This window comes from Mesorhizobium sp. ESP6-5 (genome assembly GCF_020164695.1).
Lineage (GTDB): Bacteria > Pseudomonadota > Alphaproteobacteria > Rhizobiales > Rhizobiaceae > Mesorhizobium > Mesorhizobium australicum.
This window is the reverse complement of the sequence record NZ_JAIUGR010000004.1, coordinates 432,611-458,990: the sequence shown is the minus strand read 5'-3', so window position 1 is coordinate 458,990 and position 26,380 is coordinate 432,611. Positions and strand designations below refer to the sequence as shown.

At 63.1% G+C, this 26,380-nt stretch carries 25 protein-coding genes and 1 riboswitch; of the genes, 17 read left to right on the top strand and 8 right to left on the bottom strand.

Annotated features, from left to right (window positions below; translation table 11 throughout):
* From LB524_RS09165 to LB524_RS09155, 3 genes are all read right to left on the bottom strand, one after another.
* The coding region (locus LB524_RS09165) for a DUF680 domain-containing protein (RefSeq protein ID WP_140711620.1) at positions 1-203 on the bottom strand (203 nt) is incomplete at its 3' end.
* Between the two features lie 69 nt (positions 204-272).
* Positions 273-479 (bottom strand): DUF680 domain-containing protein, encoded by a 207-nt coding sequence (locus tag LB524_RS09160; protein ID WP_015314342.1) that lies wholly within the window; start codon positions 477-479, stop codon positions 273-275.
* A gap of 69 nt (positions 480-548) precedes the next feature.
* Entirely contained in the window at positions 549-749 is a 201-nt protein-coding gene (locus LB524_RS09155) for a DUF680 domain-containing protein (protein WP_015314343.1), read from the bottom strand.
* A 491-nt stretch (positions 750-1,240) separates the two neighbouring features.
* Positions 1,241-1,443: riboswitch (cobalamin riboswitch) on the top strand.
* A 112-nt stretch (positions 1,444-1,555) separates the two neighbouring features.
* Between LB524_RS09155 and LB524_RS09150 the strand changes: the two genes are divergently transcribed.
* The 7 genes from LB524_RS09150 (at position 1,556) to LB524_RS09120 (ending at position 8,548) form a co-directional block, all read left to right on the top strand.
* Positions 1,556-2,803 (top strand): aromatic ring-hydroxylating oxygenase subunit alpha, encoded by a 1,248-nt coding sequence (locus tag LB524_RS09150; RefSeq protein WP_224525443.1) that lies wholly within the window; start codon positions 1,556-1,558, stop codon positions 2,801-2,803.
* 77 nt (positions 2,804-2,880) lie between these two features.
* Entirely contained in the window at positions 2,881-3,981 is a 1,101-nt protein-coding gene (locus LB524_RS09145; RefSeq protein ID WP_224525442.1) for a hybrid-cluster NAD(P)-dependent oxidoreductase, read from the top strand.
* A 141-nt stretch (positions 3,982-4,122) separates the two neighbouring features.
* Positions 4,123-4,554, top strand: a complete 432-nt coding sequence (locus LB524_RS09140; RefSeq protein WP_140615104.1) for a PqqD family peptide modification chaperone — start codon at positions 4,123-4,125, stop codon at positions 4,552-4,554.
* Between the two features lie 32 nt (positions 4,555-4,586).
* Entirely contained in the window at positions 4,587-5,636 is a 1,050-nt protein-coding gene (locus tag LB524_RS09135) for a serine kinase (RefSeq protein ID WP_224525440.1), read from the top strand.
* Complete coding sequence (locus tag LB524_RS09130; protein WP_015314347.1) at positions 5,633-6,385, top strand: glycosyltransferase family 2 protein; 753 nt, start codon at positions 5,633-5,635, stop codon at positions 6,383-6,385. Before LB524_RS09135 ends, LB524_RS09130 begins: the two co-directional genes overlap by 4 nt.
* Before the next feature lies 1 nt (position 6,386).
* Positions 6,387-7,064: a glycosyltransferase family 2 protein gene (locus LB524_RS09125; protein ID WP_224525438.1), complete on the top strand. Its 678-nt coding sequence runs from the start codon at positions 6,387-6,389 to the stop codon at positions 7,062-7,064.
* Complete coding sequence (locus LB524_RS09120) at positions 7,064-8,548, top strand: nucleotidyltransferase family protein (protein WP_140788555.1); 1,485 nt, start codon at positions 7,064-7,066, stop codon at positions 8,546-8,548. The genes LB524_RS09125 and LB524_RS09120 overlap by 1 nt, the downstream gene beginning before the upstream one ends.
* A 59-nt stretch (positions 8,549-8,607) precedes the next feature.
* On the opposite strand, the gene LB524_RS09115 is transcribed toward LB524_RS09120, so the two are convergent.
* Positions 8,608-9,237 carry an alpha-ketoglutarate-dependent dioxygenase AlkB family protein gene (locus tag LB524_RS09115; RefSeq protein ID WP_015314350.1) on the bottom strand — a complete coding sequence of 210 codons (630 nt, stop codon included), beginning with the start codon at positions 9,235-9,237 and terminating at the stop codon, positions 8,608-8,610.
* Positions 9,238-9,474: 237 nt separating this feature from the next.
* Here LB524_RS09115 and LB524_RS09110 point away from each other — a divergent pair, with 237 nt between their 5' ends.
* Positions 9,475-11,673: a TonB-dependent siderophore receptor gene (locus tag LB524_RS09110; RefSeq protein WP_224525435.1), complete on the top strand. Its 2,199-nt coding sequence runs from the start codon at positions 9,475-9,477 to the stop codon at positions 11,671-11,673.
* A 70-nt stretch (positions 11,674-11,743) separates the two neighbouring features.
* On the opposite strand, the gene lysM is transcribed toward LB524_RS09110, so the two are convergent.
* From lysM to LB524_RS09095, 3 genes are all read right to left on the bottom strand, one after another.
* On the bottom strand, positions 11,744-12,214 hold the full coding sequence (gene lysM, locus LB524_RS09105; protein WP_015314352.1) for a peptidoglycan-binding protein LysM: 471 nt from the start codon (positions 12,212-12,214) through the stop codon (positions 11,744-11,746).
* Positions 12,215-12,305: 91 nt separating this feature from the next.
* Positions 12,306-12,743 (bottom strand): alternative ribosome rescue aminoacyl-tRNA hydrolase ArfB, encoded by a 438-nt coding sequence (gene arfB, locus LB524_RS09100; protein ID WP_140615117.1) that lies wholly within the window; start codon positions 12,741-12,743, stop codon positions 12,306-12,308.
* Positions 12,744-12,823: 80 nt separating this feature from the next.
* A complete protein-coding gene (locus LB524_RS09095; protein ID WP_224525432.1) occupies positions 12,824-13,750 on the bottom strand; it encodes an AraC family transcriptional regulator in 927 nt (308 codons plus the stop codon).
* A gap of 81 nt (positions 13,751-13,831) precedes the next feature.
* Here LB524_RS09095 and LB524_RS09090 point away from each other — a divergent pair, with 81 nt between their 5' ends.
* Positions 13,832-14,659 carry an oxidoreductase gene (locus LB524_RS09090; RefSeq protein ID WP_224525429.1) on the top strand — a complete coding sequence of 276 codons (828 nt, stop codon included), beginning with the start codon at positions 13,832-13,834 and terminating at the stop codon, positions 14,657-14,659.
* Positions 14,660-14,682: 23 nt separating this feature from the next.
* Here LB524_RS09090 and LB524_RS09085 read toward each other — a convergent pair whose 3' ends face one another.
* Complete coding sequence (locus LB524_RS09085) at positions 14,683-16,293, bottom strand: phosphoenolpyruvate carboxykinase (protein WP_224525411.1); 1,611 nt, start codon at positions 16,291-16,293, stop codon at positions 14,683-14,685.
* A gap of 344 nt (positions 16,294-16,637) precedes the next feature.
* Here LB524_RS09085 and LB524_RS09080 point away from each other — a divergent pair, with 344 nt between their 5' ends.
* The 8 genes from LB524_RS09080 to tsaE all read left to right on the top strand — a co-directional run bounded on the left by LB524_RS09080 (position 16,638) and on the right by tsaE (position 26,379).
* Positions 16,638-17,339 (top strand): response regulator transcription factor, encoded by a 702-nt coding sequence (locus LB524_RS09080; RefSeq protein ID WP_010912942.1) that lies wholly within the window; start codon positions 16,638-16,640, stop codon positions 17,337-17,339.
* An 83-nt stretch (positions 17,340-17,422) separates the two neighbouring features.
* Positions 17,423-19,207 carry a sensor histidine kinase gene (locus LB524_RS09075; protein ID WP_015314357.1) on the top strand — a complete coding sequence of 595 codons (1,785 nt, stop codon included), beginning with the start codon at positions 17,423-17,425 and terminating at the stop codon, positions 19,205-19,207.
* A gap of 24 nt (positions 19,208-19,231) precedes the next feature.
* The gene (locus LB524_RS09070; RefSeq protein ID WP_141906021.1) at positions 19,232-19,678 is read left to right on the top strand and encodes an HPr kinase/phosphorylase; all 447 of its coding nucleotides are present in this window, start codon (positions 19,232-19,234) and stop codon (positions 19,676-19,678) included.
* Positions 19,679-19,842: 164 nt separating this feature from the next.
* Positions 19,843-20,244, top strand: coding sequence for a PTS sugar transporter subunit IIA (locus LB524_RS09065; RefSeq protein WP_010912939.1), 402 nt, complete (start codon positions 19,843-19,845; stop codon positions 20,242-20,244).
* The gene (locus LB524_RS09060) at positions 20,241-20,537 is read left to right on the top strand and encodes an HPr family phosphocarrier protein (RefSeq protein WP_015314359.1); all 297 of its coding nucleotides are present in this window, start codon (positions 20,241-20,243) and stop codon (positions 20,535-20,537) included. Before LB524_RS09065 ends, LB524_RS09060 begins: the two co-directional genes overlap by 4 nt.
* 192 nt (positions 20,538-20,729) lie before the next feature.
* The gene (ahcY, locus tag LB524_RS09055; protein WP_224525408.1) at positions 20,730-22,130 is read left to right on the top strand and encodes an adenosylhomocysteinase; all 1,401 of its coding nucleotides are present in this window, start codon (positions 20,730-20,732) and stop codon (positions 22,128-22,130) included.
* A gap of 188 nt (positions 22,131-22,318) precedes the next feature.
* Complete coding sequence (locus LB524_RS09050; protein ID WP_224525405.1) at positions 22,319-24,859, top strand: ATP-binding protein; 2,541 nt, start codon at positions 22,319-22,321, stop codon at positions 24,857-24,859.
* 8 nt (positions 24,860-24,867) lie between these two features.
* Positions 24,868-26,379: a tRNA (adenosine(37)-N6)-threonylcarbamoyltransferase complex ATPase subunit type 1 TsaE gene (tsaE, locus tag LB524_RS09045; protein WP_224525401.1), complete on the top strand. Its 1,512-nt coding sequence runs from the start codon at positions 24,868-24,870 to the stop codon at positions 26,377-26,379.
* Position 26,380 lies beyond the last annotated feature (1 nt).

Here is a 26,380-nt window from a genome sequence, read left to right as displayed (position 1 = left end):
TGGCCGAAGAGGTTGCGGTCGCTGCCCTGCTGGACAGGCGCCGAGGTGGCCGGAGCCGACTTGCCGATCGACGCGGTATTCGAATTGTCGGTCGAAGCGGCAGCAGCCTGATTGGCGCCGTTGGAGCCATAGTTGTCGCTGCCGGCGAAAGCGCTGCCAGAAAGGGCCAGAACGGCGGCGGCAGCAATAAGGATCTTGTTCATGTTAGGTACTCCTGAATTTTGGAAGTCCGGCTGCCGGCGGGCCAGAGCCCACCGGCCGTGGGATGGCCGTTAATGGCCGAAGAGGTTGCGGTCGCTGCCCTGCTGGACAGGCGCCGAGGTGGCCGGAGCCGACTTGCCGATCGACGCGGTGTTCGAATTGTCGGTCGAAGCGGCAGCAGCCTGGTTGGCGCCGTTGGAGCCATAGTTGTCGCTGCCGGCGAAAGCGCTGCCGGAGAGGGCCAGAACGGCGGCGGCAGCAATGAGGATCTTGTTCATTTTAATACTCCTGAATTTGTAGGGTCCACCAGCGCGGCAGGGTCACCCGCCGCGTGCCGGGGATCGCTATTAATTGTTGCCGAAGAGGTTGTGGTCGGCGCCCGTCACAGGCGTCTGGGCAGCCGGCTCCGACTTCTTGGTCGAAGCGGTGTAGGAGCTGTCGACAGTGGCCGTGGGGGTCGCGGCGTTCGAACCATAATGGTCGCTGCTAGCGAAGGCGCTGCCGGAAATAGCCAGAAGGGCGGCGGCAGTGAGAATGATCTTTTTCATTTTTGTACTCCAGTATTTTTCCCGTCCGTCTAGCGGCGTGTCTTGGGATTAAATCGCGTCGTTCGGACAGCCCCGATGTGGGAGAGCCCCCTTGCCGTTTCCAATCACGAAGTTGTTCAGCGTGGACCATGACTCCACCACTTGAAATTGTACCAACGCCTTCTACATGTCTGATTTTTCCATTTGATATCAAATAGTTGCATAAGATCACGCCCCGATCACCAACTGTGTCGGAAGGCTGGGCGTTCACACCGTCCTGCACGCACCGTCAACAGAAACGAACCGTTCGGTTCGATTTTAGACTCTGCTAATAGTCACTTTTCGAAACCATTAACCCTTTTCCGGCCCGCTGAGGGTCGAAAACGGTGCCCGCGCACCTGGCGAGAAGAGGCGATTCCCCCGCTGCAACCGCGCCGGGACGATCCCGCGTACGTGTCGCGCCGCATGGATGCGATGTCGCTTTCGTGCCGATGTCGCAAACCCTGTCGTGATTAGATCGAGCGATCTCAGGTGCCGCTGCGTGACGACGGAGCGGAGAATTGGGAAGCCGGTCAGATTCCGGCGCTGCCCCCGCAACGGTGGTGGAGTTCAAGTCGCAACGGGAGACCACTGGGCGAAAGCTTGGGAAGGTGTCGCGATGGTCCGCCAGGACAACTCCAGAGCCCGGAAACCAGCCCGAGATCGCTAGAACTCGACTGATCGCGGTGGGCGGTCAAGGGGCGGATGGTGTTGTCCGGCTTTCGCCGGCTTGCGCCCAGTCCTTCCTCCATCACCACCAGTTCAGTCCTTGAAAATGAGGACAGGACATGGACGCGCGCAACGACATGCTGAGGCTTTTAAACGGCCGCAGACAGGGCCTTTCGCTGGAACAGCCCTTCTATACCGACCCGGACTACTTCAAGTTTGACATGGAACTGATCTGGTATCGCGACTGGCTGTTCATCGGCCATGATTGCGAGTTGCCCAAGCCGGGCAGCTTCATCACCGTGCAGATCGGCGACTATCCGGTCGTGCTGGTGCGCGATCAGCAGGGCAAGATCAACGCTTTCCACAATTCCTGCCGCCATCGCGGCAGCCGCGTCTGCAACACCGAGAAGGGCATGGCCGCCAAACTGGTGTGTCCCTATCACCAGTGGACCTACGAACTCGACGGCCGGCTGCTGTTCGCCCGCCAGATGGCCGATGGGTTCGACAAGAGCCAGTTCGGGCTCAAACCGGTCGCCTGCGAAAGCGTCGCCGGCTATGTCTTCATCTGCCTGGCCAAGGAGCCCGCCGACTTCGCGCCGATGCGGGCGATGATCGAGCCCTATCTCCTGCCGCACCGGCTGAGCGAGGCCAAGATCGCCTTCGAGAGCACGATCATCGAGAAGGGCAACTGGAAGCTGGTCTGGGAAAACAACCGCGAATGCTACCATTGCGCGGGCAATCATCCTGAGCTGTGCAAGACCTTCCCGGAAGCGCCGACCGTGACCGGCGTGCAAGGCGCCGACAGCGATCCGGAGATGCTGGCCCACTGGGCGAGGTGCGAAGCTGTTGGCCTGCCCAGCAAGTTTCGCATCGACCCGGCTGGACAATACCGCGCCACCCGCGCGCCGCTGCTGCGCGATGCCCAGAGCTACACGATGACCGGCAAGCGGGCGGTGAAGAAGAACCTGTCCGACAGCGTCTCGGCCGACCGGATCGGCACGCTGATGCACTATCACTACCCGACAACCTGGAACCATATCCTCGTGGATCATGCGGTGACGTTCCGCGTGCTGCCGGTCAGCGCCACGGAAACAGCGGTTACGACCAAATGGCTGGTCCACAAGGATGCCGTGGAAGGCGTCGACTACGATCTCGCCGAACTCACCCATGTCTGGACCGAGACCAACGACCAGGACCGCCGCATCGTCGAGGAAAACGCCTTCGGCATCCTGTCGCCGGCCTACGAGCCCGGTCCCTATTCGGAGCTGCACGAGGGCGGCGTCATCCAGTTCGTTGACTGGTACGCGCGCTTTATCGGCCCACGGCTTTCCGAAGACGGCCGGCCTGCTCTGCGCAGTGTCGCCTAGCGCATGTCGGCCAAAACTGTGCAGCGGCTTTGGGATCACGACACGCCCAAAATGAAAGGTATGCAGGGATGAACGCCATGACTGATCTTGGCCTCTATCGCCACCTCGACCAGATGGCGCCGTGGAACGACAGGCTGCAGGTGCTGGAAGTAACCGGCGTCAGCGACGAGGCGCCCGACGTCAAGACCTTCACCTTCCGCTCCGACAACCAGACCTGGTTCCGCTACAAGCCGGGCCAGTTCGTGACGCTGGAATTGCCGACACCGGACGGCCCGCTGATGCGCACCTACACGCTGTCATCATCGCCGTCACGGCCATTCTCGATCGCGGTGACGGTGAAGGCGCAGGCGGGCAGCGTCGGCACACGCTGGATGTTCGATCACCTGACGCCCGGCTCGCACGTCAAGGCCTATGGACCGGGCGGCGACTTTTCGCTGCACAGCCACCCGGCGGCGAAATACCTGTTCATCTCGGCCGGTTCGGGCGTGACGCCGATGATGTCGATGCTGCGCTGGCTGAACGACTGCGCGCCATGGACCGATGTCGGCTTCGTCAATTGCGCGCGGCGCCCGGAAGAGATCATCTTTCGCAAGGAACTCGAACTGCTCGGCGGCCATATGCCGGGCCTGTCGCTCGGCTTCATGATCGAGGAGCGGTCGAGCCGCGAGGGCTGGTACGGCCATATGGGCCGCATCGACGCCATCCGGCTGCCGCTCCTGGCGCCCGATTTCCGCGAACGCGAAATCTTCTGCTGCGGCCCCGACCCTTTCATGCGCGCCGTGCGCGGCATGCTGGAGGCCGCCGGGTTCGACATGGCAAAATGCCATCAGGAGAGCTTTGCCGCGCCGGCGATGGAGGAAATCCCAGCGCCGTTTGCCTCGCCGGCTGAAGACGGCGCGGCGATTTGCGTCGAAGCCGCGACGCCGATCCGCTTCGCGCTTTCGGATGTCGACGCCGACTGTGTCGCCGGCCAGACCGTGCTGCAGACGGCGCGCGCCTCGGGTGTGCGAATACCGGCCGCCTGCGAATTCGGCCTTTGCGGAACTTGCAAAGTGAAGAAAGTCTCCGGCAGCGTCGAGATGAGCCACAATGGCGGCATCCTCGATCATGAGATCGATGATGGCTTCATCCTGGCCTGTTGTTCCAAGCCATTGTCGCCGCTTGAAATCGAGGCTTGATCCGCCCGGCTTTCGACTGAACCCGGAAATGGTCCCGCGTTGCCGGCAAAGGTTACCTTGCCAAGGAAGACCTGAAAGTTTACAGGCGTTGTTGGTGGAAGCGGTCCTGCTGGCGGGCAGGAAATGCAGGACGGGGCAACAATGACGCATGACTCCCACGCCTATGCGGTAGCGAGCCGGGATATCGTTTTCGAATCTTTCGATGGCGAGGCCGTGGTGCTCAATCTTGCCAATGGCAAATATTTCGGCTTTTCCGATTCCGGCAGCAAGGTATGGCAGGCGCTTTCATCCGGCGCGGACGCCCAGGCTCTGGTCGGGCTGAGCGCCGGCGGCTCGACAATAGGCCAGGCCGAACTCGAACGCTTCATATCGCAATTGCTCGAATTGGGTTTGCTGGTGCGCTTGGACGCGGCGGCGCAGCCTTTGCCGGGCGATTTGCCTGCCGAGCTTGCCGCCACGAACGAGCCGCTCAATGTGAGCATTCACGACGACCTCGCCGACCTGATCGTCGTTGATCCCATCCACGAGGTCGAGGAACCTCTCGGCTGGCCGGCGGTCAAGCAGGCTTCCTGACGGGGCGGCCGCAGCGTGATGGAAGGCGATTGATGCCGCGCGTCACGCTCGAAACCTTGCCGGATTACGCCAGGTATCTCATCGCCGCCGCTGAAGGCGCGGCCGCGTGCTATCCGACCATGCGAAAGGTTCGCCTGCCCTGGCTTGAACTGACCGTGCATCTCGGTCACGGCGTGCTTGCCGATGCATTGGGCCATGCTTTTGTCGAGCCCGGGCATGACCAGCCGGCACCGTCCACGGGTCGCATCTTCATCGCGCATCCCGGCATTGACGGCATCCCGGAGCCGGCGCACTGGGGCGATGCCCATTTCACCGAGCACGGTTTTGCCAAACGGCTCGCCGAAGCCGGTTTGCGCGGGCACCATTTCCACGACCTGGATTTCTGGCAGGTCTACGATCCGCACCGCCGCGTCGGCGTGCAGCTGATGGCCTCGGCCGATGCCTTTCCGCCCTGGGAGCCGGGAGCACCGCTGCGCGCCTTCCTGCACTGGGAATATGCCGCGCGCGGCATGCGGCTGACGCATGCCGGCACGCTTGGCATCGACGGCAACGGTATTCTGCTTGCCGGCTCGGGCGGGGCCGGGAAATCGGGGACCGTCGCCGCCGGCCTGCTTAACGGGCTCGACAGTGTCGGCGACGACTATGTGCTGATCGATCTCACCGACGGCGTGACCGCGCGCTCCCTTTTTTCGACGTTGAAGCAGGACACGGAAGGTTTCGCCCGGCTGGGCCTGCGGCAGCGGCTAACGGCGCAAGGCCCGCTGAACTGGCAAGGCAAGCACACGTTCCATATTCATGATATCGCGCCTCGGCCGGTGCCCGCCATGCTGGACATCGTCGCGCTGGTGGTGCCACATATCAGCGGAGGCGGAGCAAGTTCGATTATGCCGGTGTCGCGCAGGGATGCCATGATTGCCTTGGCGCCGTCCGGCATCGCCCAGATGCCGGGCGAGCGCGAAAGCGGCTTTCGCTTCTTCAGCGAATTGACGCGCCACCTGCCGTGCTTCCGTTTGTCCCTCGGCATCGACCCGGCAGAGATCGCCCGCACGATCGAGGATTTCCTGACACGAGGCGCCCGGTGAAGCTCAGCGTGATCATGCCTGTGTACAATCGCGAGCGCTATGTCGTCTCGGCGCTGCGCTCGCTCGTGCGGCAGCAAGATGCCGCCGATCTCGACATCATCGTGATCGACGACGGCTCGACCGACGGGTCGCCGGAGGCCGTGCGTTCGATGATGGCCGAGAACCCCTGCATTCGTCTTTTCCGGCAAGAGAACATGGGCGTGACCCGGGCTCGCAACGCTGGTCTCAGACTGCTCACGCCGGAAACGGAGCTCGTGTCGTTCCTCGATTCGGATGATGTCTCGCCTGCGGGACGATTCAAGGCCGATATCGCATGCTTTGACGCCGACCCCGCTCTGGAGCTTACCTATTCCCTGATGATGATGGTCGAACACATCGACGACGATCTGCTGGAACCCTGCCCCGGCAGCCATTTCATGACCGTGCGGGGAATTCATCTGTCGTCAGGCATTTTCTCGCGTAAGCTCATCGAACGGATCGGCGGCTTCGACGAGGCCTTCGGCCAGGCCGAAGACACAGACTACCTGCTGCGCACCTTTGAAAGCGGCCCCAGATTCGTCCTGCCGGATACCGTATCGCTTTACTACCGACGTCATCCCGGCAACATGACGAAGCAGGTCGACACATCCCTTCGGGAATTCTTGCGGGCCATCCACAAATCGATGAAACGGCGCAAGGCCGACCCTTCACTGCGCGGGATCGAAGGCATCTTCGATGTCAAAGAACTCGCCAACTGGCGCTTCATGTAGCATGCGGAGCTATGGCGTCGTCATACCGGCCTTCAACGCCAGCGGCACCATCGCCGAGACGCTGCGATCGGTCGCGGCGCAGACAGTGCGGCCTGAGCTGGTGGTGATCGTCGACGATGGATCCAGCGACGATCTCGCGTCGGCGATCGGCGGAACGGACCTGCCGCTGCAATTGCTGCGCCAGGCAAATGCCGGACCTGGGAGCGCCACGACAAGGGGCATCGCCGCCTTGTCGACGCCGCTCATTGCAACGCTCGATGCCGACGATCTGTGGCTGCCGAGCAAGGCCGAAACACAGCTCGCGCATCTCGAAAGGCATCCCGCAACGTCGGGCGTTTTTTGCCATTTGCGAAACTTCCGCAATGACCGGCCCGATGCACCCGAGGACGCGATCGTACCCGGTTGGTCGCGGACCACGATGCTGATCCGGCGCGAGGCCGCCGAGACCGTCGGACCAATCGTCGATCCGCCGGGCGGCCGCGGCGAAATGATCGACTGGATCGCGCGGGCACGCGAGACGGGCCTTGCCCTCGACATGGTGGAGGAGGTGCTGGCGCTGCGCCGCATCAGGCCCGGCAGCCTGTCCTATGGCCGCGATGCGGCGCGCGACCGCGGCTATCTCGAAGTGGCGCGGCTCGCCATGCTGCGACGGGCCCGGAACAAGGCCGGCGCGGGCTGATGGCGGGCATTCGCCGCATCAGCCGACGTTTCCCGGACTATGGCTGGTCCTGGCCGACGGGCGGGCTCGACCAACTGCTCAAGGCCGCCCTTCTTGCCGATGAGGACGCGGCCGCCGGTTGCGCCATGCAGTGGCTAAGCGCGAACGACATCGACCTTGTCTCCTTCAGGGAACACCGGCTGCTGGCCGCGATCTGCGATCGGTTCGGCCGGAAATTGGCCGGCCAATCCGCCTATCCGCGCCTTGTCGGCCTGCAAAAGATGCTGTGGACCAAGTCGCGCATGGCGATGCGCGAGGCCGAACCGGCGCTGCAGGCGATGACGGATTCCGGCTGCCTGGTGATGCTGATCAAGGGTGCCAGCCGCATTGCCTTGAACGCCTCGGCGCAGCGTGGCCGGGTGGCGCACGACATCGACATATTGGTGCGGCCGCAGGACATGCCGGCGGCGTTCGGCGTGCTGCGCGACGGCGACTGGCAGATCGCCACCGGGGTGAGTCCCCAATATCTGAGGACAAGGCTGGCGTCGCTGCGCTCGATGAATTTTTTCAAGGGCAGTTATGGCGATATCGATCTGCACCAGCTTGCCTATGACGGCTCGCAGCAAAGCGACGAGGATGACCAGGAGATCTGGCAGCGCGCGGCGACGGCCGAATTCAGCGGTGTCGGCGTGCTGGTGCCGTCGCCCGCGGATCGCATCGCGCTCGCCATCGCGCATGGCGGGCTCGATGCCCACACCCACAGCGATTGGCTGGTCGATTGCGCGGTGGCCATTCGCGCCGGCGGCGTCGACTGGGACGTGTTCCTCGATGTCGTCGCCAGGCGTGGCCTTGCCGTTGCCGCGGCGGTGGCGCTTTCCTACCTTGCGCTCGATGTTGGCGTGACGGTGCCTGACAAGGTGCTGGCGCGCGTGCTGGAGATGGCCGACCGCACCGGCCTTGCACGCTGGTCGGCGGTGCTGCAGGCCAAGCCGCGAACCGACTTCGGCAGGCTGACCTGGCTGTCGCGCGGCTTCGCCAAGCAGTTGCGGCTGAGACGCAAGAGCGGTCGGCTGCGGCAGGAGCCGCCCGCCAAGGCATGGCGCGGCAGAGCATGGCGCGGCAGGCAGGCACCTCGCGAGCCGCTGGAAGGACAGTCGCCCCTGGCCTTCTCGCAGACCATACCGTGCCCTGCGACGGCAGGGGAGATGATGCTGGACATCACGATCAGGATCAGCGTCCCGCCGGTCCGGCGCCGCATCGAAATGGAGATCAATGTGGGCGACGACCACGTCGCGCGTCTGCGTGCGATGGCCATCAGCCGGTCTGGTGGAGAGCGGGTGCTGTGCTTTCGCGGCAAGGTTACGTTCGATGGCCGACAGCATGCCCTGACGCTGGAAGCGCGGCCGTCCCGGCAGTTCCGCCAATGGGACGATCAGGCGACGGTCGCCGCCTACGGCGCTTTGCCTTTCCATCTGGTCTCGGCGATTTTTTCACCGCTGCGCTGAACTGAACTATCGCTGGTCGCCTAAAGGTCGGCGGCGCCGTGCGGGGCGCGAACCCTCGCCTATACGGCGCCCTCGTCGGGCTTCGTCACCCGCCGCAACGTCAGATTGATCCTGCCGCCATTCTTGAGCAGCGCCGAGGTCGAAGGGTAGATGCGGTCGACGCCATGGAAGGCAAGACGGCCCTCGCCGCCAAGCACGACGACATCGCCGCTTTTGAGCCTGAACGATTTGGTGGCGCCATCGCGGGTAGTCTGGCCGACCCTGAACAGGCAATCGTCACCCAGCGAGACGGAGACGACGGGTGCTGAGAAATCGGCCTCGTCGCGATCCTGATGCAGGCCCATCTTCGCTTCCGGCGTGTAGAAATTGATCAGGCAGGCCTGCGGTGGATTGGGATAGCCCGACACCTGCCGCCACAGGTCGAGCAGACTGTCGGGGATAGGCGGCCACGGCTCTCCGGTCAGCGGATGCGTCGGCTGGTAGCGATAGCCGCGTTCCTTGTCGGTGACCCAGCCGAGAGGGCCGCAATTGGTCATGCGCACGCTCATCTCCTTGCCGGTCCGAGGCATGGCCGGCACGAACAGCGGCGCCTGCTGGACAATGCTTCTCACCTCCTCGACCAGCGTCTCCTGGACGGCGCGGGACAGATGGGCCGGCATGTGACGGATGCCTTTGGGCAGAACGAGCATGGGTTGGCTCATGTGAATGGTTCGGAGCCTCAGCATGCCACCGCCAGACGAAAACGGCGACCCGAAAGCGGTCGTGGTTTTTACGAGCGATGGCCGCAGCGAATTCGTCTTGGCCAAATGGCGGTTGACGAACAAAGATGACTAACATAGTCAAGATTTAGAACCGGACCGGTTGACGCTAGAATTTTCAGCTTCCGCGTCCAGAGAAGCCGCGGGCAGCCAACGAGAGCGAGGGATATGGAAGTGACATTTCTTCAAGGCTTCAACGCGATCGAACGGGGCTGCATCTGGTCGCGGCGAGGGCTGCTTGCCACGACATGCCTGGCGACGCTGGCTGGTACCTACCAAGCCTCCGCCCAGCAGGCAGGCACCCAGGCATCGGGCGGCGCCACCGTGCTCGAGCCCATTACGGTCAGCGGCGAGGCCGGCGGCGACACGTCCCCCGAGGACGACAAGACGGTGGCCGCCAAGCGCAGCTCCGGTGCGACCAAGACGGACACGCCGCTCATCGAAACGCCCCGCTCGGTCTCGGTGGTGACACGCAAGGAACTCGATGAGCGCGGCGCGCAGGACATTATCGAGGCGGTGCGTTATTCCTCAGGCGTCAGCACCGGCGCTTACGGATTCGACCCGCGATTCGACCAGATCTATATCAGGGGCTACGACGCAACCACGCTCGGCGACTACAAGGACGGCCTGCGCCAGCCCTATATCAACTACGGCACGTTCCGCACCGACCCCTACTCGCTCGAACGCGTCGAGGTGATCAAGGGACCGGTATCGGTGCTTTACGGCGCGGGAACGCCGGCAGGCATCGTCAACAAGGTGCCCAAGCTGCCGACCGAGGACAGGATCAGGGAAGTCGAACTGCTTTATGGCACGAAGGACAGGGCGCAGGCCGCCTTCGATTTCGGCGGTCCGGTCACCAAGGGCAGTGACGATTTCCTCTACAGGATCGTCGGCCTGGCGCGAAACGGCGACACCAATTTCGACATCGCCGACGACCGCTATTTGCTGCAGCCGTCGTTCACCTGGAATCCGGACGCCGCGACGTCCTTCACCATCTATGGGCTGGTGCAGGCGGACGAGACCGATTCCAATGTCGGCGTTATCACCGATCCGTCGGGAAAGGTCCACACCCTGCGCGAGAGCGACCCCGACTATGACCATCAGAAGATCCGGCAGCAGCAGGTCGGCTACAAGTTCGAGCACGACTTCGGCGGCGGCATCACGGTGCGCCAGAATGTACGATACTCCCATCTCGACCTGAGGTCGCGCTATCTCGCGGTCTCCGGTTGGACAGGTACGGTCGCGCATCGTTATGCGACCGCAATTCGCGACGAAATGAACGTCTTCCAGGCCGACAATCAGGTCGAGGCCAGGTTCGACACCGAGGCGCTCGCCCACACGCTGCTTCTCGGCCTCGACTACACGAACCTGACCTCGTCCTTCGGCTATGGGTTCGATCCGCCCGATCCGGCCTACGATTTCGACATTGCCAACCCGACCTACGGTTTCTCCGGCCCGACCCCGGACACCACGTTCTCTGCGTCCGACGCGGATCTGAGCCAGACCGGCGTCTATGCGCTGGATCAGGTCGAACTGGACAAATGGCGTTTCACGCTCGGTGGCCGCCAGACCTGGGTCGAGCAGACGCGCGACTATTTTGGGGGCGGTTCCGAAGCGGTGGACAAGAACGCCTTCAGCATGCAGGCCGGCGCCCTCTATCTGTTCGATAGCGGCGTCGCGCCCTTCGCCAGCTACGCGACGTCATTCGAACCGATCTCGAACCGCTCGGCCGATGGCGGCGGCATTCTTCAGCCTACGAAGGGCGAACAGTTCGAACTGGGGGTCAAGTACCAGCCACCGGGAACGGATATCCTGCTGTCCGCGGTCGCCTACCATCTGGTCGAGAAGAACAAGCCGGTAGTCGTCGATCCCAATGCGGGCACCTATCGTTCACTGGGCGAGGTCACCAGCAATGGTTTTGAACTGGAAGCCCGCGCGGCCGTCATGGACGGGCTCGACGTGATCGCGGCCTATAACTACAACCATGCCGAGATCACGGGCGCCGGCCCTGACTCGACGGAGTTGGACAAGGTCCCCGCCGTCACCCCCGAACATGTCGCGAGCCTCTGGGCGAACTACAAATTCGACGAGGGCAGTGCGGCACCCGGCCTTTCGGTGGGAGCCGGCGTGCGGCTGCAGAGCGCGACCTATACCGACACGTCAAACACCGCCAAGAACGATGCCGCCGTCTATCTCGATGCCTCGGCGTCCTACGATTTCGGCGCCATCGACAAGAGGTATGAAGGTGTCTCGGCCGCTTTCGCCGTCCGCAACATTGCCGATGACCGCGCGACGGTGTGCAATTCCGGTTATTGCTACATCGGCCAGGGCCGCAACATCACGGCTTCGCTGAAGCGCCGCTGGTAAGGCAACGCCGCGCGCCTTTCGGACGCGCGGCGCACTGATTTCAGCGTTTTGATACAACCATGCCCGGCGATTAGCCAAGTTCTGGAATACGCAGAACCTGGCCCGGATAGATCTTGTCGGGATGGGTCAGCATCGGCTTGTTCGCCTCGAAGATGACCGTGTTCTTGGCGCCCTGGCCCTTGCCATAGCTCTTTTCGGCGATCTTCCAGAGATTGTCGCCCTTCTGGACCGTATAGAAAGTCGGCTCCTTGGCTGCGGCCGCCGTGCCGGAAGCCGGCGCGACCTGCAACTCGTCAGCCTGCACCTTGGAGACGCCCAGCGTGTTGCCGACGGCGATGACCGCCTTTTCGAAGATCGACTGGTCCTTGACGACGCCCTTCAGCACCGCCGTATCGCCCTGGACAACGACCTGCACGCCATCGGTACCGAGCTTGTGTGAATCGAGCTCTTTCTTGAGCGTGTCGGCGGTGGGTGCGGCTTCCTCGTCGCCGCCGATGCCGAGCTTCTTGCCGACGTTCTTGACGAAATCGAACATACCCATCTCTAGGTCTCCCTTGCTGTGGCAATAAGGGAAACCTCGCATCCGCAACGCAAAATTGAAAGTGGTTTTGCGGGCACGATTTGCGTGTTGCTTAATCGCTCTCCACGCGACCGCGCAGCTTCTTGATCGTACCGCGCCCGGCCTTGCTCTTCAGCCGACGCTCGACCGCGCCTTTCGACGGCCGTGTCTTCTTGCGCGGCGGCGGCGGCGGTTCTGCGGCCTTGGCCACCAGTGCCGCCAGCCTGGTCCGTGCGTCGGCGCGGTTTTGCTCCTGAGTGCGAAAGCGTCCGGCCTCGATGACGATGACACCATCCTTGGTGGCGCGCTGGCCGGCAAGTTTTATGGTCCGCTCGCGTACGCGGTCCGATAGGCCCTCGGCGTTCCGCGCGTCGAAGCGAAGCTGCACCGCCGTCGCCACCTTGTTGACGTTCTGGCCGCCGGGACCGGACGAGCGGATGAAATCCTCGTGCAGGTCGCCCGGGTGAATCACGGCTTCGCCCGATATGATGATGTCGTCGTCGATCGGCATGCCGCAGTCATGGCGCGGCGGACCGAAAAAGAAAAGGCCCGATCGAAAGCGCAGCCCCTAACTGACATATACGATCCTGATCACGACGCCCAGGCGAGTTCGCCAAGATGGCGACGGAGCCATTTCGTCTCTTCCGATGCCGTGCGCCCGAAATGCCGTTTGAAATCGCGGCTGAATTGGGAGGGGCTCGCATAGCCTACCAAAGCCGCGACCTCTGCGATCGTCCTGTTCTGGCGTGCTATCATCAATCGTGCTTCGTGGAGCCGTATCGCCTTCACGTACTGCATTGGACTGTTGCCGGTCAGGCTCTTGAAATGGACATGGTAGGAAGGAACGCTCATGCCCACGTCTTTTGCCAGGTCGCCGATCGAAATTTCAGAACCGTAGTTCTCTCGCAACCAGGCCAGGCTCTGGACAATCCTTCCAGACGTGCCTTTCTGCTGCAGCGCCGCGAGCATTGCACCGCCCTGCGGGCCGACCAGCACCCGGTAATGCAGTTCGCGCAGAATGCCGTCACCAAGGACGAGAGCTTCAACGGGGCTGCGAAGTGCCACAAGGAGGCGCAGCAGGACATCCTCTATTTCGGGGGCCATCTTGCTTGACACGAGACCTCGCGGCTTGCCGCTCGCCGGTTCGGCATGCATCTGAGCTTGCATGGCGAGCTCGGCTGCCATCTGCATATCGAACTCAACATAGACCGCAAGCAATGGTCGCTCCGAACTGGCCATCGATTTCATGCGGAATGGAACGGGCACCGAAACCGCCAGATAGTGCTCCTCGTCGTAGAGGTAGATCTCCCTTTCGAGGATACCCTGCTTGCTTCCCTGTAATACGAACACCGCGCCTGGCTTATAGAGGACCGGGATGTCGTGAAGCACGGCTTCCGTCCGGAGTATGCGGACGCGGCTGAACGCGGTCGGATTGTAGCCGCAACGAGGGGCGAGAGCTCCGGCCAACTCGACCAGCTTGGATCGTCCGTGCTTGGGAGGAATAGGATTTGGCAACAAATTCAGAGAATCCGCGATCGAAACGCTCGGTTCCTCATTATATTTGTCAACTCATCACCAATCAAGGAAAGCTTGCGAGTCATGTCACAGAAGACCTTCTTTATCACCGGCGCGAATTCCGGCTTCGGCTTGGCGATAGCTTCCGCGGCTATCCAGATCGGCCATAAGGTGATTGGCGCAGTTCGCTCGCAGACATCACGCGCAGCGCTCGCCGACGTTCTTCCCGCAGTTCGACCGGTACTGTGCGACGTAACGGAATTCGACGCCATACCCGACGTGGTCAGGCAGGCGGAGAACGAACATGGACCGGTTGACGTGCTGATCAACAATGCCGGCTATGGGCATGAGGGAGTGCTTGAAGAGTCGCCGATCGAAGAGATGCGGCGTCAGTTCGACGTGAATGTCTTCGGCGCTGTCGCCGTCGCTAAAGCTTTTCTTCCCCGGTTCCGGGAGCGACGTCGTGGATTCATCGTCAATGTCACGTCGATGGGCGGCATGATCACCATGCCCGGCATTGCTTACTATTGCGGCAGCAAGTTTGCGCTCCAGGGCATATCGGAGGTGATGCGTTCGGAAATGGCCCCGTTCGGTGTCCGCGTGACCGCGGTCTGCCCCGGCTCGTTCCGGACGGATTGGGCTGGACGATCAATGGTCCGCACAGAGAGATCAATCACTGACTACGACGCGCTTTTTGATCCGATACGTGAGGCGCGACAGGTAAAGAGCGGCAAGCAGCTCGGTGATCCCGATAAACTGGCAGCCGCCGTTTTAGGCTTGGTCGACGCCAGTGATCCGCCGCCGCAGCTTCTGCTTGGCAGCGATGCTCTCAAGCTCGTGTCGGACAGAATCGAACGTCTCCGGCAGGAAATCGAGGTGTGGAAGTCTGTCACTGTCTCGACCGACGGCTGACGGCACCGACGTCCTGCCTGCGCCTATTCCGCCGCTTCCTGCATGTGCGGCGCCGCGCCGAGGACGGAGGCGTCGACATGGCTTTCGAACTTCTCGAAATTGACGGCGAACATGCCGACCAGCCTTGCCGCTTGCCGGTCATAGGCCGATTTGTCGGCCCAGGTCGATCGCGGATCGAGGATGGCGCTGTCGACACCAGGCGCCGCCAGCGGCACCTCGAAGCCGAAATTGGCGTCGGTGCGGAAAGCGCCTGCCTTCAGCGAGCCGTCGAGGGCAGCGGCGAGCAAGGCGCGCGTCGCCTTGATCGGCATGCGCTTGCCGGTGCCATGGGCACCGCCGGTCCAGCCGGTGTTGACCAGCCAGCAATCGGCGCCGTGGCGAGCGATGAGCTCGCGCAGAAGATTGCCGTATTCCGACGGATGGCGCGGCATGAACGGCGCGCCGAAACAGGTCGAGAAAGTCGCTTCCGGCTCGGTCACGCCCCTTTCCGTTCCGGCCACCTTGGCCGTGTAGCCGGAAAGGAAATGATACATCGCCTGCGCCGGCGTCAGCCGGGCGATCGGCGGCATCACGCCGAAAGCGTCGGCGGTCAGCATGATGATGTTCTTCGGGTGACTGGCGCGCCCGGTCTTCGAGGCATTGGGGATGAAGTCGAGCGGATAAGCGCAGCGTGTGTTTTCGGTGAGCCTGCCGTCATTGAAATCCGGCATGCCATCGGCGTCGAGTACGACGTTTTCCAGCACGGTGCCGAAGCGCTGCGTGGTGGCGAAGATCTCCGGCTCGGCTTCCGCCGACAGCTTGATCGTCTTGGCGTAGCAGCCGCCTTCGAAATTGAAGATGCCGTGCGGACCCCAGCCGTGCTCGTCATCGCCGATCAAGGTGCGCGACGGATCGGCCGACAGCGTGGTCTTGCCGGTTCCCGACAGGCCGAAGAAAATAGCGGCATCGCCGGCCGGTCCCTCATTGGCCGAACAGTGCATCGGCATCACGCCTTTCTCCGGCAGGAGGTAGTTGAGCATGGTGAACACCGACTTCTTCATCTCGCCGGCGTAGGAGGTGCCCCCGATCAGCACGATCTTGCGCGTCAGGTCGACGGCGATCACCGTCTCGGTGCGGCTGCCGTGGCGGCCGGGATCGGCGCGGAAGGACGGCAGGTCGATGATCGTCATCCCGGGCACGAAGTGTTCGAGTTCGGCCGCCTCGGGACGGATGAGCAGGTTACGGATGAACAACGAGTGCCAGGCAAGTTCGGTGATCACCCTGGTGGGCAGCTTGAGCTCCGCGTCGGCACCGCCGACCAGATCCTGCACATAAAGGTCCTTGTCCCCGGCATGGGTCTGGAAATCGGCGAGCAAGGCGTCGAACTGTGCCGGCGAGATCGCCTTGTTGTTGTCCCACCAGACTTGCGGCTCGGTGGCGGCGTCGCGGACGATGAACTTGTCCTTGGCCGAGCGACCGGTGTGCTGGCCGGTCTCGGCGAGCAGCGCGCCATGCGCGGTCAGCCGGGCTTCACCGCGCCGGATCGCTTCCTCGTAGAGCGCGGCCGCACCGAAATTGTAACGCACCGTGCCAGAGGTTTTCAGACCGATACGATCGATCGCGCAGGCAGGATTGCGTTTGCCGACTTCCGACATTGGTGACCCTTTTCAAGATTTGCCGCATCTTTGCCGGCGCATTTCCGGCACACCCACTAAGCAGGCTAGGATGGTCAGAACCAGAAAAGCCAAATGATATCAAATCATTAATCGATTTAAATATTTTGAAAGTTGTTTAAATCGTTTATATATGCGAAAAGTTTCACGGTTGCCCAAAGGATTGGCGAGGTTCGTTCGTCCAATCCATGTCGAGGTCGGATTGTGGCCGGCGGCACCCCGCGCGTGACAGCGGTTAAGGCCTATGCCACATTTTGTACCTAATTTGTCCTGCAAAAGCCCCTTCTCTACGACAGAAGGGACAGCTCATGAGGGAGCCGCTTGAAATGGCAACAATCGCGCTTGTCGATGACGACCGCAACATTCTGACGTCGGTGTCGATCGCCCTCGAATCCGAGGGGTATCGTGTCGAGACCTACACGGATGGTGCGTCCGCGCTGGAAGGCCTGGCGGCCAGGCCACCTAATCTCGCCATCCTCGACATCAAGATGCCGCGCATGGACGGCATGGAGCTGCTGCGCCGGATGCGCCAGAAATCCGACCTGCCGGTGATCTTCCTGACCTCCAAGGACGACGAGATCGATGAATTGTTCGGTCTCAAGATGGGCGCCGACGACTTTATCCGCAAACCGTTCTCGCAGCGCCTGCTGGTGGAGCGGGTGCGCGCCGTGCTGCGCCGTGCCAGTGCCCGCGAGGCCGCGGCAAAAGCGCCGAGTCAGCAGGCCCGCTCGCTCGAACGTGGCCAGCTCGTCATGGACCAGGAACGCCATACCTGCACCTGGAAGGGTGAGCCGGTGACGCTTACCGTCACGGAGTTCCTGATCCTGCATTCGCTGGCGCAGCGTCCCGGCGTGGTAAAAAGCCGTGATGCGCTGATGGATTCGGCCTATGATGAGCAGGTCTATGTCGATGACCGCACGATCGACAGCCACATCAAGCGGCTGCGCAAGAAGTTCAAGGCTGTCGACGACGACTTCGAGATGATCGAAACCCTTTACGGAGTCGGATATCGGTTCCGCGAAGCGTAATTTGATGTATGTCGAGCAAAAGCGGTCCCCAGTGTGGGGCTGCGACATACATCAAACCTGGGACTAGCGGGAGCTGCTATTCGATGGCAGTGGAAGCACAGCGAACAAGACCGGCGGGCGCCGCCAGGCGGCCGTCGCGCATCATGCCTTCCTTCGTGTCGAAAATCACGGTGCCGATGCGCCGCTTCCTCGGCCACCATATCTTTTCCAGCCTGACGCGGCGTATTCTTTTCCTCAATCTCGCCGGGCTGGCGGTGCTCGTCACCGGCATCCTCTATCTCAACACCTTCCGCGACGGGCTGATCGACGCGCGCGTCGAAAGCCTGATGACGCAGGGCGAAATCATCGCCGGCGCGATTGCGGCGTCGGCGACGGTCGAGACGGATTCGATCAGCATCGACCCGGAAAAACTGCTTGAGCTGCAGGCCGGCGAAAGCCTGGGGCCTGGCTCGGACCAACTCGACAATCTGGATTTTCCGATCAATCCCGAGCGCGTGGCGCCGGTCCTGCGGCGGCTGATCTCGCCGACCCGCACCCGAGCCCGCATCTATGACCGCGACGCCAATTTGCTGCTCGATTCGCGCCATCTCTATTCGCGCGGTCAGATCCTGCGCTACGACCTGCCGCCGGTCGAGGAGGAGGAGCCCGACCTTGTCGAGCGCGTCCAGAAATTCATCTTCGACTTCTTCCGCAACACCGACCTGCCGGTCTATCACGAACAGCCCGGCGGCAACGGCGCCGCCTTCCCGGAAGTGGTCAAGGCATTGACGGGCAGTCCGTCGACCATCGTGCGCGTCTCGGAACAGGGCGAGCAGATCGTCTCGGTGGCGGTGCCGATCCAGCGTTTTCGCGCCGTGCTCGGCGTGCTGATGCTGTCGACCGAAGGCGGTGATATCGACAAGATCGTCGCCGCCGAACGCAAGGCGATCCTGCGCGTCTTCGGCATCGCGGCGCTCGTCACAGCCATCCTGTCGATGCTTTTGGCGTCCACCATCGCCAACCCGCTGCGCCGGCTGTCGGCGGCGGCCGTACGGGTGCGTCGCGGCGTCAAGAGCCGCGAGGAAATCCCAGACTTTTCCGACCGCCAGGACGAGATCGGCAATCTGTCGATTGCCGTGCGCGACATGACCAACGCACTCTATGCGCGCATCGAGGCGATCGAAAGCTTCGCGGCCGATGTCTCGCATGAGTTGAAGAACCCGCTGACGTCGTTGCGCAGTGCTGTCGAAACATTGCCGCTGGCGAAGAATGACACCTCCCGTGCGCGCCTGATGGAGATCATCCAGCATGACGTGAAACGGCTGGACCGCCTCATCACCGACATTTCCGACGCCTCGCGCCTCGATGCGGAATTGGCGCGCGAAGATGCCGGCACCGTCGACCTGAAGAAATTCGTCACCGACCTCGTCGCTGTTTCGCGTGAAACCACGCGCAACAAGAAGGCGGTCGAGATCGAGCTCAAGGTCGCCAAGCTGCCGCAGGGCGCCAAGGGCTATGTCGTCGTCGGTCACGATCTGCGCATCGGCCAGGTCATCACCAATCTGATCGAGAACGCCCGTTCCTTCGTCCCCGAGGACCATGGCCATATCAGCCTGTCGCTGGCGCGCGCCGGCAAGTTCAACATCCTGACCGTCGACGACAACGGTCCCGGCATCCGCGCCGACGCCATCGACCGCATCTTCGAACGTTTTTACACCGACCGGCCCGCCGGCGAGGCGTTCGGCCAGAATTCCGGCCTTGGCCTGTCCATCTCCAGGCAGATCGTCGAGGCCCATGGCGGTACGTTGACCGCCGAAAACATACCAGGCACCAAGCCCGGCGAGATCAAGGGCGCACGCTTCGTCGTGACGCTCCCGGCCGAGGGATGACCGCCAATTGCCAGGAATCGCGACGTGCGGCCTGACAACATACACGCCACGGCGCTGCTGATCGGCGAGAGCGGCATTCTCATCAGCGGCTCGTCCGGGTCGGGCAAGACAACGCTGGCTCTGACGCTGATCAGCCATTGCCTGCAACGCGGATTGTTCTCACGGCTCGTCGGCGACGATCAGCTCTTCGTCGAAGCCCATGCCGGGCGGCTGGTGTGCCGTGCGCCCGGCACCATCGAAGGCCTTGCCGAGGTGCCGGGACATGGGCCACGGTCCCTGCCGTTCGAACCGGCCTGCGTCGTCGATCTGCATGTGCGCCTGTTGCCGGCCGGCGAAATCGCACGCTTCCAGGAGGATGCAAGCGACGACATCGCCGGCTGCGCGGTGGCGCGCATCGATCTGGCCGAGCGCAATGTCGCGGCCGCCTTGCTCGCCGTGATGGCGCGGCTGTCGATCCCGCCTTTTCTATGATCCGCGCTGGGTTTTTTGCTGCAATGCGTCAAAATGGCGTGGGCCGGCGCAATTTTGGGCTTGTCAACGGGCCGCGCGTCGACAAGATAGCGCTCCCGCCGCCTGGATTGGCTGGCGAGCATAAAATGCGCCTGTGAAGCGGCGATGACGGGAGCCACCAAAGAATGATCGGACTCGTGCTTGTAACGCACGGTCAACTGGCCACCGAGTTCAGACATGCCGTCGAACATGTCGTCGGGCCACAAGACAATTTCGAAACCGTGGCGATCGGTGCCGACGACGATATGGAACAGCGTCGCCGCGACATCGTCGACGCCGTCGCCCGTGTCGATACAGGGGCGGGTGTAATCGTGCTGACCGACATGTTCGGCGGCACGCCGTCCAACCTTGCCATCTCGGTAATGGAGTCCGGCCGCACCGAGGTGATCGCCGGCATGAACCTGCCGATGCTGATCAAGCTGTCGTCGATCCGCAAGGGCGACAACATGGCGGCCGCGCTCGATGAAGCGCAAGCCGCGGGGCGCAAATATATCAACGTCGCCAGCCAGCTTTTGAGCAGCAAATGAGTACGCTGTCGCCTGACAAGGACCAGATCGTCAGGGAGTTTCCGATCGTCAACCAGCGCGGCCTGCATGCGCGCGCCTCGGCGAAATTCGTCCAGCTTGCCAGCGGTTTCAACGCTTCGGTCCATGTCGAGAAGGACGGCGTCAAGGTCGGCGGCACCTCGATCATGGGCCTGATGATGCTGGCGGCCAGCCCTGGATACTCGATCCGCGTCACCGCCAGCGGCCCGGAGGCGCTCGAGGTCATGGACGCGCTGGAGCAGCTCGTCGCCTCCCGTTTCGGCGAGGAGTGCTGACCCGGAAGTCAGCCCTCCGGGACATGCACGAATAAAGATTTCTTTATATCCCATTGTCGTGCGAAGCCCGATCTGCTAGTCAGGCCGGCAATTCGCGCCCTTCGACGCGCCGACCGGCGCGGGCGCATCCGCAACCAATTCGCAAGCCAAACGATCAATTCACAGCAAGACAATTCGCATCGGAGCACTGCCATGACGGGTAGCAAGGACTATGTGGTCGCCGACATCTCTCTTGCCGGCTGGGGCCGCAAGGAACTCGATATCGCCGAAACCGAAATGCCGGGCCTGATGGCCTGCCGCGAGGAATTCGGCGCCAAGAAGCCGCTCAAGGGCGCGCGCATCACCGGCTCGCTGCACATGACGATCCAGACGGCGGTACTGATCGAGACGCTGAAGGCGCTCGGCGCCGACATCCGCTGGGCTTCCTGCAACATCTTCTCGACCCAGGACCACGCCGCCGCGGCCATCGCCGAGACTGGCATTCCGGTCTTCGCCGTCAAGGGCGAGAGCCTCGAACAGTACTGGGATTACACCGACAGGATCTTCCAGTGGGCCGATGGCGGCCTCTCCAACATGATCCTCGATGATGGCGGCGACGCCACCATGTACATCTTGATCGGCGCCCGTGCCGAAGCCGGCGAGGACGTGCTGTCCAATCCGCAGAGCGAGGAAGAGGAATATTTCTACGCCCAGGTGAAGAAGCGGCTGAAGGCTTCGCCGGGCTTCTTCACCAAGCAGAAGGAAGCGATCCGCGGCGTCACCGAAGAGACGACGACCGGCGTCAACCGGCTCTACCAGTTGCAGAAGAAGGGCCTGCTGCCCTTCCCGGCCATCAACGTCAACGATTCGGTCACCAAGTCGAAATTCGACAACAAATACGGCTGCAAGGAATCGCTGGTCGACGGTATCCGCCGCGGCACCGACACGATGATGGCCGGCAAGGTCGCGGTCGTCTGCGGTTATGGCGACGTCGGCAAGGGCTCGTCGGCCTCGCTCAAGGGCGCGGGCGCCCGCGTCAAGGTCACCGAGGTCGATCCGATCTGCGCGCTGCAGGCGGCGATGGACGGCTTTGAAGTGGTCACGCTGGAAGATGCGGCACCGACCGCCGACATCGTCATCACCACCACCGGCAACAAGGATGTGGTTACCCTCGACCACATGCGCTCGATGAAGGACATGGTGATCGTTGGCAACATCGGCCATTTCGACAACGAGATCCAGGTTGCGTCGCTGCGCAATCTGAAATGGACCAACGTCAAGCCGCAGGTCGACATGATCACCTTCCCGGACGGCAAGCGCATGATCCTCCTGTCGGAAGGCCGCCTGCTCAATCTCGGCAACGCCACCGGCCACCCGAGCTTCGTCATGTCGGCCTCCTTCACCAACCAGGTGCTGGCGCAGATTGAGTTGTTCACCAAGGGCGCGCAGTACCAGAACCAGGTCTATGTGCTGCCCAAGCATCTCGACGAGAAGGTCGCACGCCTGCATCTCGACAGGCTCGGCGCCCGCCTGACCGAGCTGTCGGGCGAGCAGGCCGCCTATATTGGCGTCACGCCGCAGGGGCCGTTCAAGCCGGAACACTACCGCTATTAACCAAAGCCGAATTTGCCACAAGATATTGATGCCGGGCGATTGACTTTTCGCCCGGCATTATTTTTGCGCCGAATGATTCTTCACGCCGATTCCAGCAGGCGCTATTGTTGTGATTCGCGGGTCCAGGGGCGAGGACCGGCGCACGCGTCAGGGCGGTCTTGCATTCAGGCGGCGAAGAGGACCAAGACATGCCGGGGGAAAACCCGCTTCACGCGGGACAGGCCGTTTCCGGCGGCCATCAGGATTCGGAGACCACTGGCTCGCGGCGCCTTTCGTGGCGTGGCCGCGCGGGGCTGTTGCTTGCCGGCTCCACACTTGCCGGCCCGCTGCTTGGCGGGGTTGCATGCGCCCAGGGCGCCGAAGTGGCGGCCGGCCTTTCGGTCAGCACGATCGAGGTCATGCAGCTAGCCGTCTTTGCCGGGGTGATGGGAGCGGCATTCCTTTCGGCCATCGTTCTCATTCGCGAACGCGCGCGCACCTCGGCGGAAAATGTCGAGCTGAGAAGCCGCGTCGCCGATATCAGTGCGGCGTTGCGACGTTCGGAAGCGCTGCTCAATCTGCGCGACCAGCGTGTGGTCGTCTGGGCCTCGGAAAACAAGAAACCCGAGCTCATCGGCACATTGCCGACTGAAAGCGGAGCGCCGGAGGAACGGGCCGCATTCCTCGCCTTTGGGCGCTGGCTGATGCCGCGCTCGGCGGCGGCACTCGAACATGCCGTGACGGGTTTGCGGGAAAAAGGCAGACCGTTCGACCTGGTGGTGGAATCGCAGGCCGGCGCTCCGTTGGAAGTGCATGGCCGAAAGAGCGCGGCCCATGTGCTGGTGCGGTTTGTCTCGCTGTCCGAGACACAGCGCAGCCAGGCCCGGCTCAAGATCGAAAACCAGCGGCTGGCCGCCGACCATGACACGATGATCGGCCTGCTCGAGGCGCTGAAGATGCCGGCATGGCTGCGTGACGAGCATGGCCGGCTGAAATGGGTCAACCGGGCCTATGCCGACGCGGTCGAAGCCGAGAACGCTGAAGCCGCCGTGCGTGACGCCCAGGAATTCCTCGGCGGCCAGGCCCGCGAGGCCATCGCCACCCAGCACAAATCGCATCCGGTGTTCGAGCAATCGCTTTCGACGGTTATCGAAGGCGACCGCCGCGTGTTTGCCGTGACCGACTTTGCCGGCGCCGACGGTTCGGCCGGCCTTGCCTGCGACACCAGCGCCATCGAGGCCATCCGCGGCGAATATGAGCGGACCGTGCGCAGCCATGCCGATACGCTCGACCAGCTCAACACGGCAGTGGCCATCTTCGACACGAACGAGAAGCTGCGCTTCTTCAACCAGGCTTTCCAGAAACTGTGGGGGCTCGACAGCGGCTTCCTGCACAGCGCGCCCGACAACGCCCTTTTGCTCGACCGGCTGCGCAGCGAGGGCAAGATCGCCGAACAGCCGGAATGGCGCCGCTGGAAGGAAGGCCTGCTCGGCGCTTATCGTGCGGTCGAATCGCAGGAACACTGGTGGCACCTGCCGGACGGCAAGACCATCCGCGTCGTCGCCAACCCGCAACCCAAGGGCGGCGTCACCTGGGTGTTCGAGAACCTGACCGAGAAGATGGATCTCGAAAGCCGCTACCGCACCGCGGTCCGGGTCCAGGGCGAAACGCTCGACAATCTGGCCGAAGGCGTGGCGGTGTTCGGCCCCGACGGCCGGCTGCGGCTGTCGAACCCGGCCTTTGCCACGCTGTGGGGGTTGGGCACGGAAGTCGCCAAGCCCAATGTGCACGTATCGACCATACGCGAGCTCTCAGATCGGCAGGCGGTCGAGAGCCCCTGGCCCGGCTTTGTCGCCGCCATCACCGGCTTCGACGACGAGCGCCGCGAGCGCCACGGCCAGACCGAGCTCAACAATGGCACCGTGCTGCGCTACGCCGTGATTCCGCTGCCCAACGGGCAAGTGATGATGACCTTCGTCGACGTCACGGACAGCGTCCATGTCGAACGCGCGCTCAAGGACAGGAACGAGGCGCTGGAGAAATCGGACCAGCTCAAGAACGACTTCGTCCAGCATGTGTCCTACGAACTGCGTTCGCCGCTGACCAACATCATCGGTTTCACCGAGCTGCTGTCGCTGCCGGCGACTGGCCCGCTGACGCAGAAGCAGCGCGAATATGTCGAACATGTCGGCTCGTCCTCCTCGGTGCTGCTGACCATCGTCAACGACATACTCGACCTGGCGACCGTCGATGCCGGCATCATGCAGCTCGACATTTCCGAGGTGCATGTGGACCGCACCATCGCGGCTGCCGCCGAGCTTGTCGCCGACCGGCTGGAGGAGCATTCGATCCGGCTCGCGGTCGATGCCGCCGCCGCGCCGAAGACGTTCCATGGCGACGAAACGCGCATCCGCCAGATCCTCTACAATCTGCTCAGCAACGCCGCCAACTACGCGCCGGAGGCCAGCACCATCCGGCTGGCCTGCCGTCAGTTGGCGGACGGGGTCGAGTTCTCGGTTCACGACGACGGGCCTGGCATGCCGCCCGATGTGCTCGATTCGGTGTTCCGCCGCTTCGAACCGCGCGCCAATGGGGGCCGCCGGCGCGGCGCCGGCCTGGGCCTGTCGATCGTCAAGAGCTTTGTCGAACTGCATGGCGGCGCCGTTCGCATCGAAACCGGCAAGGACAAGGGCACGACCGTCATCTGCACCTTTCCCGACATGCCGGGTATCCGCGCAGCGGCCGAGTAGCGCGCTCGATGACGGAACCGGTGCTGGAGCGTTTGCTCGCCGACGAGACCCAGACAGCCCGGCTGGGCGAGGATCTGGCGTTGGCGCTGCGCGTGGGCGACGTGCTGGCGCTCAAGGGCGATCTCGGCGCCGGCAAGTCGACGCTGGCAAGGGCACTGATCCGGGCGCTGGCCGACGATGCCGGTCTCGAAGTGCCGAGCCCGACCTTCACGCTGGTACAGAGCTACGATACCCGCGTGCCGGTTCACCATTTCGATCTCTACCGCCTGTCCTCGGCGGCCGAGCTCGACGAACTCGGCTTCGAGGAGGCGCTGGCGCAAGGTGCCGCCCTGATCGAATGGCCGGAACGGGCTGAGGGCTATCTGCCCAAGGCGACGGTGCTGATCGAACTCGTCCAGCATGGCGAGGGCCGGCTGGCCCGATTGTCGGGGCAAGGCGCTACCTTCGACCGTATGGCGCGCTCGCTGGCCATGCGCGGCTTTCTGGGGAGCACCGGCTGGGGGCGAGCGCGGCGCCGGCACTTCATCGGCGATGCCTCGGCCCGCTCCTACGAGATCGTAACGCTTGCCGGCGAGGCGCCGCGCGTGCTGATGAACTCGCCGCGGCTGGTACTCGGCCCGCCCGTGCGCGACGGCAAACCCTATGCCGTGATCGCCCATACGGCGCAGTCGGTGTCCGCCTTCGTCGCCATCGACCGTGCGCTGCTGGCCGCCGGGGTCGCGGTGCCCAGGATCGACGCGCAGGATCTCGACCAGGGTTTCCTGCTGCTCGAGCATCTGGGCTCGGAAGGTTTCCTCGACGGCAATGGCGAGCCGGTCGCCGAACGGTACGAGGCGGCGGCCGAACTGCTTGCCATGATGCACGGCAAGGCCTGGCCTCACCGCATGGAGGCGGCTCCCGGCGTCGTTCATGACGTGCCGCCCTTCGATCGCGACGCCATGCTGATCGAGGCCGACCTGCTGATCGACTGGTACGTGCCGGCGATATCGGGCGAGCCGGCAAGCGAGGCGCTGCGTTCCGGCTACCACAAGATATGGAATGCGCTTCTCGACCGGCTGCAAGGCAGCGAATACACGCTGATGCTGCGCGACTTCCACTCGCCTAACATCATCTGGCGCGGCGAGCGGTCCGGCCTCGACCGGCTCGGCATCGTCGACGTCCAGGACGCGCTGATCGGGCCTTGCGCCTATGACGTCGCCTCGCTCGCCATGGACGCTCGCGTCACAATGGCACCCGAGATCGAGAAGCGGACGCTCGACGCCTATGTCGCCGCACGTCATGCAGCGGGCGGCTTCGACGAAGAAAGCTTCCTCGAAGCCTATGCAATCATGGCCGCGCAGCGCAATTCCAAGATTCTGGGTATTTTCGTGCGCCTCGAAAAACGTGACGGCAAACCCTATTATCTCAGGCACCTGCCGCGCATCCGCGATTATCTCAGGCGGGCGCTGTCGCATCCCACGCTCGCCGACCTGCGGGATTTCTATAGCGCGCACGGGCTGCTGGAGGAACGAGCGCTGTGAC

What these genes read in the sequence shown, in the direction of transcription:
- LB524_RS09160 (WP_015314342.1), bottom strand. Translation starts at nt 479, where the DNA reads ATGAACAAGATCCTCATTGCTGCCGCCGCCGTTCTGGCCCTCTCCGGC.
- LB524_RS09155 (WP_015314343.1), bottom strand. Translation starts at nt 749, where the DNA reads ATGAAAAAGATCATTCTCACTGCCGCCGCCCTTCTGGCTATTTCCGGC.
- LB524_RS09150 (WP_224525443.1), top strand. Translation starts at nt 1,556, where the DNA reads ATGGACGCGCGCAACGACATGCTGAGGCTTTTAAACGGCCGCAGACAG.
- LB524_RS09145 (WP_224525442.1), top strand. Translation starts at nt 2,881, where the DNA reads ATGACTGATCTTGGCCTCTATCGCCACCTCGACCAGATGGCGCCGTGG.
- LB524_RS09140 (WP_140615104.1), top strand. Translation starts at nt 4,123, where the DNA reads ATGACGCATGACTCCCACGCCTATGCGGTAGCGAGCCGGGATATCGTT.
- LB524_RS09135 (WP_224525440.1), top strand. Translation starts at nt 4,587, where the DNA reads ATGCCGCGCGTCACGCTCGAAACCTTGCCGGATTACGCCAGGTATCTC.
- LB524_RS09125 (WP_224525438.1), top strand. Translation starts at nt 6,387, where the DNA reads ATGCGGAGCTATGGCGTCGTCATACCGGCCTTCAACGCCAGCGGCACC.
- LB524_RS09120 (WP_140788555.1), top strand. Translation starts at nt 7,064, where the DNA reads ATGGCGGGCATTCGCCGCATCAGCCGACGTTTCCCGGACTATGGCTGG.
- LB524_RS09115 (WP_015314350.1), bottom strand. Translation starts at nt 9,237, where the DNA reads ATGCTCGTTCTGCCCAAAGGCATCCGTCACATGCCGGCCCATCTGTCC.
- LB524_RS09110 (WP_224525435.1), top strand. Translation starts at nt 9,475, where the DNA reads ATGGAAGTGACATTTCTTCAAGGCTTCAACGCGATCGAACGGGGCTGC.
- lysM (WP_015314352.1), bottom strand. Translation starts at nt 12,214, where the DNA reads ATGGGTATGTTCGATTTCGTCAAGAACGTCGGCAAGAAGCTCGGCATC.
- arfB (WP_140615117.1), bottom strand. Translation starts at nt 12,743, where the DNA reads ATGCCGATCGACGACGACATCATCATATCGGGCGAAGCCGTGATTCAC.
- LB524_RS09090 (WP_224525429.1), top strand. Translation starts at nt 13,832, where the DNA reads ATGTCACAGAAGACCTTCTTTATCACCGGCGCGAATTCCGGCTTCGGC.
- LB524_RS09085 (WP_224525411.1), bottom strand. Translation starts at nt 16,293, where the DNA reads ATGTCGGAAGTCGGCAAACGCAATCCTGCCTGCGCGATCGATCGTATC.
- LB524_RS09080 (WP_010912942.1), top strand. Translation starts at nt 16,638, where the DNA reads ATGGCAACAATCGCGCTTGTCGATGACGACCGCAACATTCTGACGTCG.
- LB524_RS09075 (WP_015314357.1), top strand. Translation starts at nt 17,423, where the DNA reads ATGGCAGTGGAAGCACAGCGAACAAGACCGGCGGGCGCCGCCAGGCGG.
- LB524_RS09065 (WP_010912939.1), top strand. Translation starts at nt 19,843, where the DNA reads ATGATCGGACTCGTGCTTGTAACGCACGGTCAACTGGCCACCGAGTTC.
- LB524_RS09060 (WP_015314359.1), top strand. Translation starts at nt 20,241, where the DNA reads ATGAGTACGCTGTCGCCTGACAAGGACCAGATCGTCAGGGAGTTTCCG.
- ahcY (WP_224525408.1), top strand. Translation starts at nt 20,730, where the DNA reads ATGACGGGTAGCAAGGACTATGTGGTCGCCGACATCTCTCTTGCCGGC.
- LB524_RS09050 (WP_224525405.1), top strand. Translation starts at nt 22,319, where the DNA reads ATGCCGGGGGAAAACCCGCTTCACGCGGGACAGGCCGTTTCCGGCGGC.
- tsaE (WP_224525401.1), top strand. Translation starts at nt 24,868, where the DNA reads ATGACGGAACCGGTGCTGGAGCGTTTGCTCGCCGACGAGACCCAGACA.